Annotated in this window: 14 protein-coding genes and 6 tRNA genes; 3 read left to right on the top strand and 17 right to left on the bottom strand. The window is 44.6% G+C overall.

What is annotated here, in order from left to right; genetic code table 11:
- Position 1 precedes the first annotated feature (1 nt).
- The 10 genes from ACHUFZ_RS16205 to mutY all read right to left on the bottom strand — a co-directional run bounded on the left by ACHUFZ_RS16205 (position 2) and on the right by mutY (position 5,459).
- Positions 2-77, bottom strand: a tRNA-Thr gene (locus ACHUFZ_RS16205).
- A 54-nt stretch (positions 78-131) separates the two neighbouring features.
- Positions 132-207: transfer RNA gene (locus tag ACHUFZ_RS16200), tRNA-Phe, on the bottom strand.
- 220 nt (positions 208-427) lie between these two features.
- Positions 428-2,053, bottom strand: coding sequence for a methyl-accepting chemotaxis protein (locus tag ACHUFZ_RS16195; RefSeq protein WP_394127946.1), 1,626 nt, complete (start codon positions 2,051-2,053; stop codon positions 428-430).
- A 313-nt stretch (positions 2,054-2,366) separates the two neighbouring features.
- Positions 2,367-2,442 (bottom strand) — tRNA-Asn (locus tag ACHUFZ_RS16190).
- Positions 2,443-2,497: 55 nt separating this feature from the next.
- Positions 2,498-2,573 (bottom strand) — tRNA-Phe (locus tag ACHUFZ_RS16185).
- 7 nt (positions 2,574-2,580) lie between these two features.
- Positions 2,581-2,656, bottom strand: a tRNA-Thr gene (locus ACHUFZ_RS16180).
- A 70-nt stretch (positions 2,657-2,726) separates the two neighbouring features.
- A tRNA-Phe gene (locus tag ACHUFZ_RS16175) sits at positions 2,727-2,802 on the bottom strand.
- 103 nt (positions 2,803-2,905) lie between these two features.
- Positions 2,906-4,042 (bottom strand): membrane-bound lytic murein transglycosylase MltC, encoded by a 1,137-nt coding sequence (gene mltC, locus ACHUFZ_RS16170; protein ID WP_394127945.1) that lies wholly within the window; start codon positions 4,040-4,042, stop codon positions 2,906-2,908.
- Between the two features lie 71 nt (positions 4,043-4,113).
- Entirely contained in the window at positions 4,114-4,386 is a 273-nt protein-coding gene (locus ACHUFZ_RS16165) for an oxidative damage protection protein (RefSeq protein ID WP_053441043.1), read from the bottom strand.
- Between the two features lie 17 nt (positions 4,387-4,403).
- The gene (mutY, locus tag ACHUFZ_RS16160; protein ID WP_394127944.1) at positions 4,404-5,459 is read right to left on the bottom strand and encodes an A/G-specific adenine glycosylase; all 1,056 of its coding nucleotides are present in this window, start codon (positions 5,457-5,459) and stop codon (positions 4,404-4,406) included.
- A gap of 198 nt (positions 5,460-5,657) precedes the next feature.
- Between mutY and trmB the strand changes: the two genes are divergently transcribed.
- Together trmB and glsB are read left to right on the top strand one after the other, a co-directional pair.
- The gene (gene trmB / locus ACHUFZ_RS16155) at positions 5,658-6,377 is read left to right on the top strand and encodes a tRNA (guanosine(46)-N7)-methyltransferase TrmB (RefSeq protein ID WP_394127943.1); all 720 of its coding nucleotides are present in this window, start codon (positions 5,658-5,660) and stop codon (positions 6,375-6,377) included.
- A 134-nt stretch (positions 6,378-6,511) separates the two neighbouring features.
- Positions 6,512-7,432, top strand: coding sequence for a glutaminase B (glsB, locus tag ACHUFZ_RS16150; protein WP_053441046.1), 921 nt, complete (start codon positions 6,512-6,514; stop codon positions 7,430-7,432).
- A 172-nt stretch (positions 7,433-7,604) separates the two neighbouring features.
- On the opposite strand, the gene hemW is transcribed toward glsB, so the two are convergent.
- The 7 genes from hemW to ACHUFZ_RS16115 form a co-directional block, all read right to left on the bottom strand.
- Complete coding sequence (gene hemW, locus ACHUFZ_RS16145; RefSeq protein ID WP_394127942.1) at positions 7,605-8,780, bottom strand: radical SAM family heme chaperone HemW; 1,176 nt, start codon at positions 8,778-8,780, stop codon at positions 7,605-7,607.
- A gap of 5 nt (positions 8,781-8,785) precedes the next feature.
- Positions 8,786-9,385: an XTP/dITP diphosphatase gene (locus ACHUFZ_RS16140; protein ID WP_394127941.1), complete on the bottom strand. Its 600-nt coding sequence runs from the start codon at positions 9,383-9,385 to the stop codon at positions 8,786-8,788.
- A gap of 100 nt (positions 9,386-9,485) precedes the next feature.
- Positions 9,486-9,917: a DUF4426 domain-containing protein gene (locus tag ACHUFZ_RS16135; protein WP_394127940.1), complete on the bottom strand. Its 432-nt coding sequence runs from the start codon at positions 9,915-9,917 to the stop codon at positions 9,486-9,488.
- A gap of 45 nt (positions 9,918-9,962) precedes the next feature.
- Complete coding sequence (gene yggU, locus ACHUFZ_RS16130; RefSeq protein ID WP_004409859.1) at positions 9,963-10,253, bottom strand: DUF167 family protein YggU; 291 nt, start codon at positions 10,251-10,253, stop codon at positions 9,963-9,965.
- Entirely contained in the window at positions 10,253-10,810 is a 558-nt protein-coding gene (locus ACHUFZ_RS16125; RefSeq protein ID WP_134835625.1) for a YggT family protein, read from the bottom strand. Before ACHUFZ_RS16125 ends, yggU begins: the two co-directional genes overlap by 1 nt.
- A gap of 38 nt (positions 10,811-10,848) precedes the next feature.
- Complete coding sequence (gene proC, locus ACHUFZ_RS16120) at positions 10,849-11,667, bottom strand: pyrroline-5-carboxylate reductase (RefSeq protein WP_394127939.1); 819 nt, start codon at positions 11,665-11,667, stop codon at positions 10,849-10,851.
- A 23-nt stretch (positions 11,668-11,690) separates the two neighbouring features.
- The gene (locus tag ACHUFZ_RS16115) at positions 11,691-12,407 is read right to left on the bottom strand and encodes a YggS family pyridoxal phosphate-dependent enzyme (protein ID WP_394127938.1); all 717 of its coding nucleotides are present in this window, start codon (positions 12,405-12,407) and stop codon (positions 11,691-11,693) included.
- A gap of 25 nt (positions 12,408-12,432) precedes the next feature.
- Between ACHUFZ_RS16115 and ACHUFZ_RS16110 the strand changes: the two genes are divergently transcribed.
- A complete protein-coding gene (locus tag ACHUFZ_RS16110) occupies positions 12,433-13,470 on the top strand; it encodes a type IV pilus twitching motility protein PilT (RefSeq protein ID WP_394127937.1) in 1,038 nt (345 codons plus the stop codon).
- The last annotated feature ends 2 nt before the right edge of the window (positions 13,471-13,472 follow it).

Genomic DNA, 13,472 nt, shown 5'->3' with positions numbered 1-13,472 from the left:
ATGGTGCCGACTACCGGAATCGAACTGGTGACCTACTGATTACAAGTCAGTTGCTCTACCTACTGAGCTAAGTCGGCGCACTTTATTTCTTTTCATGTTGTTGTCTAATTCAGACACCAACAAATAAATTGTGGTGCCCGGAGGCGGAATCGAACCACCGACACGAGGATTTTCAATCCTCTGCTCTACCGACTGAGCTATCCGGGCGACGAGGTGTATTAAAAGGCTTTTCGTTCTTTAGGTCAACATTAAAATGCAAAAAAAATATCGTTTGTTGTTTTTCTATACTTAATGGGCTGTTTTTATCCATTTTGAGTAAGAAATGTATAGAGGGCAACAGGGGATATGGGATAGAAAAGGCGTAATACTCTAGCCAAGACAATAAAAAAGCACGCAAAGAGGCGTGCTTTTACTAGTCTGAGTTCGATTAGTGTTTAACAGTAAACTTGCTTACCCAGTTTTCTAGCTCATTTGAAAGCTGAGTCAGACTCTGGGTGCTGTTATGACTCTCAGTAACGACACTACTTAACTGATTGCCACTCTCTTCAATCATGTTAATACGCTGAGAGATATCATCGCTGACTTGGGTTTGTTCTGCAGCAGCGGTCGCGATTTGATGACTCATTTGCGTAATTGATTCTAGGGCCACAACAATTTGCTGCAGCGCTTCAGAGGCATTTTGTGACTCTTCTACCGTGCTTTGACTGGTTTCGGCACACACTTCCATGGTTTGAATCGCATTACGAGAGCCTTCTTGCAGATTGGTGATCATTTGCTGGATCTCTTTGGTGCTATCTTGAGTTCGACCCGCTAGGTTACGAACTTCATCTGCGACCACAGCAAAACCACGACCTTGCTCACCAGCGCGTGCAGCTTCGATAGCGGCGTTTAGTGCCAATAAATTGGTTTGTTCAGCAATATCACCGATTACATCAAGTACTTTTACAATGTTATTGACGTCACTATCAAGGTCCGCCACGGCTTGGCTAGCGGTTCCTAGTTGAGACGCAAGGCCTTGAATGTTGTCGACGGTATTATGAATCAGCTGTTGGGTATGTTGACTTTGTTTATCCGCTTCTTCGGTATTACGTGCCGTGTCGCTAGCTGAGTCTGCGACATTATTTGCAGAGGAAGCCATCTCTGTCATTGCCGTTGCGATCATTGCTGTCGATTGCTGTTGTGAGCCGGTTAGATCTGCAATTGATGCCGCTCGGCCTTCCACGTTACCTAATTCGTTACGTAGGGCGTGCATTGAGTTATCTAAATTTCCGACAAGCTGAGCAAGGGATTGACTCATCTGCTGCACAGCTTCGTAGATACTGCCGCTAGGAGCTTGCTCACTGAAAGAGCTTTGAATATGGCCATTTGCCACATCTTGCACCGCTTTACGTACGTCTTGTGGTTCACCACCAAGTAGCGCCAACATACGACGAATAGAGATGATCAGCGCCGCTAGAATTGCCCCGGCAATCGCTAAACAAAGTACAAGCTGCCATTGAGCTGTTGACCAGAAACGTGCATTAACTTCGTTGAAGCCGATACCAGTACCCACAACCCAACCCCAGTGAGGTGTTCTTTCTGCAATCGAGAGTTTTTCTTCAATTGAGCCGTCAGCTTGTTTCTGTGTCCAAGTGTATTCGACGATTTGGCCAGTACGCTGACCTAATACATTCAGAATCAATTGACCGACACTGTTGCCATCGCCATCTTTAAAGTCATTAAAGCTGGTGCCATGTAGCTGAGGATCTAGTGGGGTCGCAATGAAGGTCATGTTCTCATCAGCGACATAAACGTATTCATTATCTTTGTAGATATTGTTACGTAGCAATCGAGTTGCCAGTGCTTTGGCTTCATCTTCTCCCAGTGTTCCTTCAACCGACATCTTTTCAACTTCGGTTAGGATGCTGTAGGCACTATTGAATAGCTCAGTTACACGTGCCTTGTTATCCAAGTTGCTGGCTACACGTAGTGTCCATAAACCTGTAGCAGTTAAAGCAAGCAAAGCTATTAGGATAATTCCCGATAATAAATAAGCTTGTGTCTTTAGTTTCATAAAATTAGCTCACAAATAAGTCATTCTTATATTTATTGCAGTTACATATCGATCTGTAACATGCCTGTCATCTTATTGTAGTTCATGAAAAGCGAATAGGAGACAGGCGTTAAACTATGATTTGGATTAAATTTTTGGAGTGAAATAAGTTCTTTTTAAGCAAGGTAGCGCATAGCAATATCGATATTTGATTCAGTGTAAGTGTCACTAAGCATAGAAAGCGGTGAATGTAAGGGAAGCTTGTAAAAGAGACTAGGAACTTTAGGAAAGCAGAAATGAAAAAAGCCAAGTCTTTCGACTTGGCTTCTTAAAGTGGCTCCTCCTGCTGGGCTCGAACCAGCGACCTGCGGATTAACAGTCCGTCGCTCTACCAACTGAGCTAAGGAGGAACTATTCTGTTTGTGTCTTACCAATTTTTTCAAAATTAGGTAAGCGCACCAAATATGGTGCCTCGAGGCGGAATCGAACCACCGACACGAGGATTTTCAATCCTCTGCTCTACCGACTGAGCTATCGAGGCAAAAGAATGGTGCCGACTACCGGAGTCGAACTGGTGACCTACTGATTACAAGTCAGTTGCTCTACCTACTGAGCTAAGTCGGCACACTGTATTCTTTTTGCTGCAAATTACTTTGCATCTCTGTTGACGTCTAAGACACCAACAATCAAATTGTGGTGCCCGGAGGCGGAATCGAACCACCGACACGAGGATTTTCAATCCTCTGCTCTACCGACTGAGCTATCCGGGCAACGGAGCGCTATTAAACGGATTTTCGGTCTTGCCGTCAACATGTTTTTAGAAAAAAAATCAAAAAAGTGCTTAAGTGTCGATTATTTAGTCGTTTTGACTAATTATGTTTTACCAGAGTTAAAATCTTTTTTGAATTTAGTAACTTTTTCTAGATAGCGACGCGCTTCAGCATTTGGATGCTTTTTAGTGAGCGCCCAATAAACTTGATTTGGCTGTAAAGAATTTAAGTCGCGCATCGCTCGTTTTCGGTCATTACGGTTAAAGGTGTTCAAAACACCACCAGTGCCACCGTTGTAGGCAGAAATCATACTGTACTCAAGCGACAGTGGATGGTTAACATCTTTCAAATAGCGATTTTTTAAGATGTAGAAATAGGCGGTACCGGTATCAATATTGTTTTCTGGGTTGAATAGGTACTCAGGCGTCGGTTGCCCTGATTTCTTCTTCACGAGTTTAAATACATCTTTACCAGCGGTTTTAGGTACAACTTGCATCAAGCCATAGGCATTTGCCCAGCTCACCGCATAAGGGTTGAAGCTACTTTCTGTTTTGATGATGGCGTAAATCAGGTCTTCAGGGATGTCATATTTGCGTGAAGCGCGTTGAACTATCTCTGCATACTTGTAGCTGCGGATCTCAAACTGATCTTCAACCATTGGTATTTCAACGTAGTAGGCTTTCTTAAAGTCGACATCTTTGACCTTAAGCTTGTTGGCAATCAAGTAGTCGGCAAAACGGTTGGCGCGCCAAGACCACTGGATTGGTTTTTTATCTTGGTCAACAACCTGACGATAAAGAAAAGGTTGGCCTTCAAGTACGATCTCTTTGGAAGAGAAAAGATCGACATTAGCCGGATCGTCAGGGGTTAGCAGAGTGGTGATAATGGCGTTTTTAAGATGCTGCTTAGGATCAGTTGGTGAAACTGTTTCGATAGTAATTAAGCCTTTATCAAAGTTAACTTCAGAGCGACTTAAGTAGTTATCGATGTATTTTACGTAGTTGTTTTTGCCCGCAAACTTGATTTCACTGCGTCCCCAGCGTTTTTCGATGTTGCCTGAGAAGCTATTGATTAAGGCGTCTAATGCGCCGGTATCTTTTTCAAACTGACCGGGTAGTTGAGCTAGGTTTTTCGCAAAGCGGTTCGTTGGCTCGTAGTTGACATCATAGAAACTTTCTACAAATTCACGACTACAGCCCGTTAGTGATAATGCGATCAGAAAATACGCTAACTTCTTCATAATGCTCCTAAAAAAATGACATCACTGCGGACAATGATGTCATTTCTTTTCAATTTCAACTCTGCTTGCGACTATTCGCTTGGTGGAGTGTAACCTTCGATATGAACTTCTTTACCTTCAAATAGGAAGTTAACCATTTCAGTTTCGATCAACTTACGATGCTCAGGATCCATCATATTCAATTTCTTTTCATTGATCAGCATAGTCTGTTTGTGCTGCCACATCGCCCATGCTTCTTTTGATATGTTGTCAAAGATACGTTTACCCAGCTCACCTGGGTAAAGCTGAAAGTCTAGGCCATCAGCTTCTTTTTGTAGTCGAGCACAAAATACAGTGCGGCTCATAACGACTCCTTTAAATATTAGTTTTGAAGTTCGAACGGTAGGCTTTCCAGCAATTGTTTGACTGGTGCGGCTAAACCGATCTCTTCAGGTTGCGATAAGTTATACCAAAGACCTTTGCCCGCTTCCATAATCACGTTAGGTTGCTTTGATAGGTCTACCAAAATTGGCGTGATATCGAGGTGGTAATGGCTAAAGGTATGACGAAAAGCGATCAATTGCGTTTGAGCATTGATATCTACCTCTGACACGCCACGGATATCAATTTGATGAGCAACGTCAGCGTCACTATTTTCTGGGAAACAGAATAGACCGCCCCAAATGCCAGATTGTGGACGTTGTTCAAGCCATACTTTGCCGTCATGGTGCAGCATGACAAACCAAGCTTCTTTAACTGGCTTTTCTTTCTTTGGCTTTTTGCCCGGGTAGTCGAGTTGACTACCTTGCTTATTGGCGACACAAAATGACTCAACTGGGCACAGAGTACATTTGGGTTTGTTGCGAGTACAAACCATAGCGCCCATATCCATCATCGCTTGGTTGTATTTGTCGACATCAACTGCCGGCGTGTGCTCTTCAGCAAATTGCCACAGTTGGTTCTCAACTTTTTTCTGTCCCGGCCAACCTTCGACGGCAAAGCTGCGTGCTAAGGTACGTTTAACGTTGCCGTCTAAAATCGCATGCGGTTGCTTATACACCGAAGATAAAATCGCAGCAGCGGTAGAACGGCCAATACCCGGTAGGGCATTCATCTCTTCGATATTAAGCGGAAACTCGCCATTATATTGTTCAGCAACCACTTTAGCGGCTTTGTGTAGGTTTCGTGCACGGGCGTAGTAACCAAGCCCTGTCCATAAATGTAAGACTTCATCTTGCTCAGCATTGGCCAAGTCAATCACAGTCGGAAAGCGCTCTAAGAAGCGTTGATAGTAGGGAATAACTGTCGCGACTTGAGTTTGTTGCAACATGATTTCTGACAGCCAAACGCTATATGCGGTTTTATCTTGCTGCCAAGGTAGGCTTTTACGGCCATAGTTTTCATACCACTCTAAGATGGCGCTGGCGAAAGGAGTCACGACTTGCTCTTGTATAATTGTTATCTAATCTAACAAAATTGCACCATAGTTTATGGGTAAAGTACAACCGATAAACAGTAAGGGTATAGTTTCCGTCAGAGATGATGGCCGAATTAGCTAAAAAACTTGCACCTGTGGCAATTCTTTGGATAATCACAATCCCTTTGAGTCGAGACCAATTTTTAAACAGGCAAAATCATGAGTGAAGTGACCACTAACGAGTACAACGAAGACGGTAAACTGATACGCAAAATTCGCAGCTTTGTTCGCCGCGAAGGTCGTTTGACCAAAGGTCAAGAAAATGCGATGAATGAGTGTTGGCCAACAATGGGTATTGATTACCAAGATACGCTTCTAGATTGGAAAGAAGTGTTTGGTAACGACAATCCTGTTGTTCTAGAAATTGGTTTTGGTATGGGTGCTTCGTTGGTTGAAATGGCGAAGAATGCTCCAGAAAAAAACTTCATCGGTATTGAAGTACACAGCCCAGGCGTAGGTGCGTGTCTATCAGATGCTCGTGAAGCAGGTATCACTAACCTACGTGTGATGTGTCACGATGCGGTGGAAGTGTTTGAACACATGATTCCAGATAGCAGCCTTGCTACGCTGCAACTGTTCTTCCCAGACCCATGGCATAAGAAGCGTCACCACAAGCGTCGTATCGTTCAGCTAGATTTCGCAGAAATGGTACGTCAGAAGCTGATTGACGGTGAAGGCATTTTCCACATGGCGACTGACTGGGAAAACTACGCAGAGCACATGATCGAAGTGATGAACGAAGCACCAGGTTTTGAAAACATCGCAGAAGACGGTGATTACATTCCTCGTCCAGATGAGCGCCCGCTAACAAAATTTGAAGCACGTGGTCACCGTTTAGGTCACGGCGTTTGGGATATTAAGTACAAGCGCGTAAAATAACCGTGATTGCTTAATCCTTAGTTGCTAGTACCAATAGCAACAAGCTAAAGAGATTATTAAAGCCAACATTGATGTGTTGGCTTTTTTGACCCTACAACAAAATAATAATAACTGATTGATTTTTAAGGTTGCTGATGAAACCGACACAAGAAATTTTAAATGAGATTCTCGAAGAGGTTCGCCCATTAATTGGTCAAGGTAAGGTGGCTGATTATATTCCTGCGTTAGCAAAAGTGCCGGCATCTAAGTTGGGGCTGGCGGTTTTTACTAACCAAGGGGAAGTGATTAAAGCGGGTGATGCAGACGAGCCTTTTTCTATTCAGTCGATTTCCAAGGCGCTGAGCTTAACCTTAGCGATGTGTCTGTATAAGCCGGAAGAGATCTGGGCGCGCGTCGGTAAAGAACCATCAGGCCAAGCATTTAACTCGCTTATTCAGTTGGAAATGGAGCAGGGCATTCCGCGTAATCCATTTATCAATGCTGGAGCAATTGTGGTGGCTGATCTGCTCAATAGCCGTTTATCCGCGCCGCGTCAGCGTTTGCTAGAGTTTGTTCGTCAGCTATCAGGCGATACGCACATTTGCTATGACAAGATCGTTGCTGCTTCAGAGATGATGCACAGTGACCGTAACGCTGCCATTGCTTATCTAATGCGTTCATTTGGCAATTTCGAGAATGATGTTATTCCAGTACTGAATAACTACTTCCATGCCTGTGCGCTTAAAATGAGTTGTGTCGATTTGGCGAAAACTTTCAGTTATTTGGCTAATAAAGGTACTTCAGTACAGACTGAAAAAACCGTTATTACACCAACTCAAACTAAGCAGTTAAATGCGTTATTAGCGACTTGTGGTTTGTATGATGGTGCAGGTGAGTTTGCCTATCGCGTCGGTATGCCGGGCAAATCGGGCGTTGGTGGTGGCATTATGGCTGTGGTACCGGGTGAGATGACAATCGCGGTGTGGTCACCCGAGCTAGACCCTTCAGGTAACTCGCTAGCAGGAACAAAGGCACTAGAGCTACTTGCCGAGCGTATTGGTCGTTCGATTTTTTAGTGCATTAGAGCGTATTTGTCATTCCATAGGCTGACGAAAGAAGGAGTAGGGAATCTCAATTAGCATTCGACTCGCTTGAAGAGATCCCCAATTTACTCGTCTCTCGCTCTCGGGGATGACTTTAAAACAAAGGGTTGATGCTTCCACATCAACCCTTTTTAGTTTTTGATTTTTACTCTTCGGCCATAAAGGCTTCTAACAAGTCATTGAGGAACAGTTTACCTTTCTCGGTGATTTGCCAGTGGGTATCACTTTCATCGATATAGCCCATTTCAATAGACCAATCAATCGTCTCTTGAATCGCCTCAAAACCAAGCCCTGTAGTATCAAGAAAGTCCTGCTTAGGACATGCTTCGATAAGGCGGAAGCGGTTCATAAAGAATTCGAAAGGACGGTCTTCATCAGCAACTTGTTCTTCACTGTTTAAATACGGTTTGACCATATTATCGTAAGCCGCGAGGTAGCCTTTCGGGTGCTTGATCTTAGTGGTTCGGATGATGCGCCCATCACTAAAGCTGAGTTTGCCATGTGAACCACAGCCAATACCTAGATAGTCGCCGAAGCGCCAATAGTTGAGGTTGTGTTGGCATTGATAACCCGGTTTGCTGTAACCAGAGATTTCGTATTGCACGTAACCAGCTTGCGCAAGTTTCTTGTGTCCAAGTTCGAAGATATCCCACAAGTCATCATCATCTGGCAGAGTCGGCTGCTTGTAGTAGAACATGGTGTTGGGTTCGATCGTCAATTGGTACCATGAGAGATGAGGAGGATCGAGCTCGATCGCCTTCTCAAGATCCGCTAGGGCTTGATCAACGGACTGATCTGGTAAGCCATGCATGAGATCGAGATTAAAACTCTTGAGGCCAATTTTATGCGCAAGCTTAGCCGCGTTAACCGCCTCATCTTGACCATGGATACGGCCTAACCTTTCAAGCTTTTGTTGCTCAAAGCTTTGTACCCCAACTGAAATTCGCGTTACCCCAGCTTTGTGATAACCAGCAAAACGTTCAGCTTCAATGGTGCCAGGGTTAGCTTCCATGGTGATTTCAATATCTGGCTTAAACGGCAGCTTTGCTTCAATCCCAGCTAGCAAGTTAGCAATACCTTCGGCTGAGATTAAGCTTGGCGTTCCGCCGCCAATAAAAATTGAATGCAGTAAGCGTGGGTTAGTGTTGAGCTGATAACGCTCGATATCCGCTTCAAGATCTTGCAGCAGCGCAGCAATATATTCTTGCTCAGGGATCTCCGCTTTTAGGGCGTGAGAGTTAAAGTCGCAGTAAGGGCATTTTTGTACACACCATGGGATGTGTACATAAAGGCTTAACGCTGGTGGAATTAGTTGATTCATTACAATTACAAAGGTTGCTCAGAAAGCGTTGCAAACAGTGTCTTAAGTGCTTTACCACGGTGAGAAAGTTGCTTCTTACGTGCTGGCTCTAGCTCTGCTGATGCGCAGTTATCTTCAGGTACAAAGAAGATAGGGTCGTAGCCAAAGCCATTTTCGCCGTGTGCCTCAGTTAGAATGCGGCCTTCCCACTTACCGTGACAAACAATCGGTGTTGGGTCGTTCTCGTGGCGCATAAGTACAAGTACACAGTGGAAGCGAGCTGTACGCTCAGCTTCTGGAACCTCTTTCATCGCTTCAAGCAGCTTTTCAAGGTTCTGTTGGTCTGTTGCGCCTTCGCCAGCGTAACGCGCTGAATAGATACCAGGAGCGCCTTTCAATGCATCGACTTCAAGACCTGAATCGTCCGCAATAGCAGCAAGGCCAGTTTCTTTTGCAGCGTGACGTGCCTTGATGATGGCATTTTCAATAAATGTGGTCCCTGTTTCAGCGACTTCTGATACGTTGAACTCGCTCTGAGCCACAACGTCGAAGCCAAAATCAGACAACAGGTCTGCCATTTCACGAACTTTGCCTTGGTTACCTGTTGCTAGCACTATCTTTTGCATATTGGCCTCTTTTGTTACAGCAAAGGAGAGCTAGCCGCTCTCCCTTTTTATAGGTTTTGGTCTTAGGGTGTCAAAAAGCGTTTAGATCATCACAACCCAATTACTCTTCGACATAAAATTTCTGGCTGAACTTTAATGCGCCTGTGCCTTTAATTCCAGCGTTAACATCAATATTGAACGTTAACCGCTCCTCTTCTGAGATTGGAAACTCTGCAAGATAGTAGATTGCATCGCCTTCTTTCACTTCTTTGAACGTCAGTTCGCGCATTTGGCCAATCAGGTTTTTACTATGACCTGAAAGCAGTGCAGTGATGGCAGGTTTACCCGCTTGAGAGTTGTCTAGCACACTGATATTCAAAATTGCCGAGTAGCCGTTACGCTTAAGTTTATAACTACGTGCTACCTGTGGAGTAAGAAAGGTTGAGTTGAAAGCCGAGTAGTGGACTTCAACATCTTTAATGTTCTTAAATTGCCCAGCAAAGCTAGGAGCCGCGAATAGGCTTACCAGTAGTAGAGTGATCCATTTTTTCATTGTGCGTCCTGATGTTTTTACTATTTGGATTTAAACAAAAAGCCATCAAATGATGGCTTTAATTTCTTGTGGGATTTGCACTGGCGATTGGATACGAACCTGTTTATGCCGTCCGAGTTCGCCTTTTTCTATGGTTATTAATCCCTTCGCCACTTTAAATTGCTTGGCGAGATACTTACTTAAATGTGCATTGGCTTTGCCATCAACAGGAGGAGCGGTAATGGCAATTTTCAACTCCTCACCATGTTGGCCAACAATTTTATCACGGCTGGCTTTTGGTTGAATGTAGAGTCTAAGCAGTAGATCCTCGCCATCAAACCAAGCTGCTTGTGACATTATAGTTGATACCAAATCGGGCCGATCAGATCGCCCATTAAGAAGTTAGCGAATTGCAATGCAATAAATAGCACCAACACGCTTAAATCAAAGCCACCCATCGCAGGAATGATACGGCGAATTGGCGCCAGCATTGGTTCAGTTAGTTGATGGAATACGTATTCGATTGGGCTACGACCTTGGCTAACCCAGCTTAGGATAGCGCGAATAAGCAGAACCCAGAATAGTAGACCACCAGCCGCTTTGGCCAATGATAATAAACCTAAGAATAGGAAATCAGCACTAAAGCTTACTGAACCATTTGAAGCCACCAAGATAAGTGCGACAAATTTCAATACACATAGCACGTAGGCAAACAGAACCGTTGCTAAATCTAAACCACCTACGGAAGGAACAATGCGGCGCAATGGCGCAATTACAGGCTGCGTGGCTTTAACAATAAATTGCGAAAACGGGTTGTAGAAGTCTGCGCGGGCAGCTTGCAACCAAATACGTAAGATCACCACCATGATGTAGAGATCAAACAGGGTGGAAATCAGAAAACTCATTGAATTCATAGGTTACCCTTAATAGTAGAGCCATCAGCTCAAAGTCATTAAAATAATTTTTCCATCTCTTCAGCACGCGAAACCGCTGCTTGCATAGCTTTGGCTACTATATCTGAAAGTTGGTGTTCGTTGAATGTTCGTAGCGCCTCTGCGGTTGTGCCGCCTTTAGAGGTCACGTTCTCGCGTAAGGTTGCTAGTTCTGTATCAGGGTTGTCAGTGACCATGCTTGCCGCGCCCAGTGCAGATTGTTGGACAAGCAGTCGAGCGGTCTCTTTATCGAACCCTTGTGCAATGGCTTCCGCTTGCATTGCTTCCATAAACAGGAAGAAGTAGGCAGGCGCGCTGCCAGCAGCTGCAATGATATTGTTGATACCAGATTCTTGTTCTACCCAGCACACCTTGCCACAGGATTGCATTAGCTCGGCGGCAAAGGTTTTATCTTGTTCAGATATATGGGACGGCGCGTAAAGACCACTCATACCCAGACCAAGCTGTGATGGGGTATTTGGCATCACTCGTACTAAATTAAGCTCGCTATTTAGCATTTGATCAAATCGAGCACTTTGAATACCAGCCGCGATAGAGATAACCAACTTTCCACACCATTCGATCGCTTGCAGAGGCTTACATACTTCTTCCATCATCTGTGGTTTGACGGACAATACCACCACGTCAGCGTCTTGTGCTGCTTGGGTATTATCACTAGTAGTACGAATACCATAGGCTTGCTCTAGAGGCAGACGGCGGGTCTCAGACGGAGCGGTTGCAGTAATCAACGATGCTGGATACCCATCTGCAATCAAGCCCGATACGATTGCCTTGACCATGTTGCCTGCGCCAATAAAGGCGATCTTCTTGTGTTCCATTGGTTATTTGATCCTTTAAAGATTTAAGCTTTATTGCTGTAATCACGTGCACCAAAAATGGCAGTGCCAATGCGTACCATAGTACTTCCTGCCTCAATTGCCGCTTCCATATCGCCACTCATACCCATAGAGAGGGTATCAATTTTCTGCTCAGGATAACGTTGCGCTAATTTCTCTTTCAGCTCTGCCAGTTGAGTAAAGGCGCTGAGTTGAGATGCGTAGTCAGTAACGTTAGCAGGAATTGACATCAATCCTCTTAAAGTGAGGTTTGGAAGTGAAGAAATCAACTCTGCAAGCTCAAAGATTTCATCCTCGTTAAGCCCTGACTTAGAATGTTCGCCACTGGTGTTGACCTGCATTAGCACTTGAATTGGATCGGTTCCCGTAGGCCTTTGATCATTAAGACGCTGTGCGATCTTAGCGCGGTCAATGGTGTGCACCCAAGCAAAATTCTCTGCGACGTGGCGAGATTTATTCGATTGAATCGGGCCGATAAAGTGCCACTCTAGATCTAGCTCTGGATGGTGTTCTGAAAAATGTGCTACTTTGTTTGCACCTTCTTGCACATAGTTTTCACCGAAGGCGCGTTGTCCTGCTTGCGCCGCTTCGAGAATTGCTTCGTTAGGCTTGGTTTTACTCACTGCGAGAAGTTGCACTGTCTCTCGACTGCGTCCACACTTTTGTTGTGCAGCCTCAATCTGTGAGGTGATCTGTTCAATATTTTGTTGAATACTAGTCATAGCCGATTTTACTTAAGGATTTTAAATGGATATCGCTGAATTACTGGATTTTAGTGTAAAGCATAATGCGTCAGATCTACATCTTTCTGCTGGAGTATCTCCAATGGTGAGGATTGATGGTGAAGTAAGAAAGCTTGGTGTCCCAGCGTTTAGCCATGCTGATGTGCATAAATTAGTATTTGAAATTATGAATGACGGACAGCGCAGTGAGTTTGAAGAGCGCTTAGAAGTCGATTTTTCATTTGAACTACCTAACGTTGGTCGCTTTCGTGTTAATGCTTTTAACCAAACTCGTGGCTGTGCGGCGGTGTTTCGAACTATCCCTACAGAGATCCCAACCTTAGAGCAATTATCTGCGCCAAAGATCTTTGAAAACATCTCGGATATGGAAAAGGGATTAGTGCTAGTCACGGGTCCAACAGGTTCGGGTAAATCGACCACACTAGCGGCCATGGTTGATCATATTAACCGTAACCATAACAAGCATATTTTGACCATCGAAGATCCGATCGAGTTTGTCCATGATAATAACAAATGCTTGATCAACCAGCGTGAAGTTCACCGCGATACTCACAGTTTTAAGAATGCCCTGCGTAGCGCACTACGTGAAGATCCAGACGTGATCTTAGTTGGTGAGTTACGTGACCAAGAGACTATTAGCTTAGCACTGACTGCAGCCGAAACGGGTCACTTAGTATTTGGTACCTTGCACACCAGCAGCGCTGCTAAAACCATTGACCGTATTATTGATGTTTTCCCTGGCAGCGATAAAGAGATGGTTCGCTCGATGCTTTCCGAGTCACTACGCTCGGTCATCGCACAAAAGCTATTAAAACGTATTGGCGGAGGCCGCGTTGCGTGTCATGAGATCATGATGGCGACACCAGCGATTCGTAACCTAATCCGTGAAGATAAAGTAGCTCAGATGGCCTCGGTGATTCAAACCGGTGCGGCTCATGGCATGCAGACGATGGAGCAAAATGCCAAGCAGTTGGTTGCCCAAGGTTTGGTTGACCAAGCTGAGGTGGCAAAGAAAATCGAACTTGAAACGTCGATGTTCTAATG

It is taken from the genome of Vibrio hepatarius (assembly GCF_043642085.1).
GTDB classification, from domain to species: Bacteria; Pseudomonadota; Gammaproteobacteria; order Enterobacterales; family Vibrionaceae; genus Vibrio; species Vibrio hepatarius_C.
Note: the sequence above shows the minus strand (reverse complement) of the source record. Positions and strands in the feature narration are given on the sequence as shown.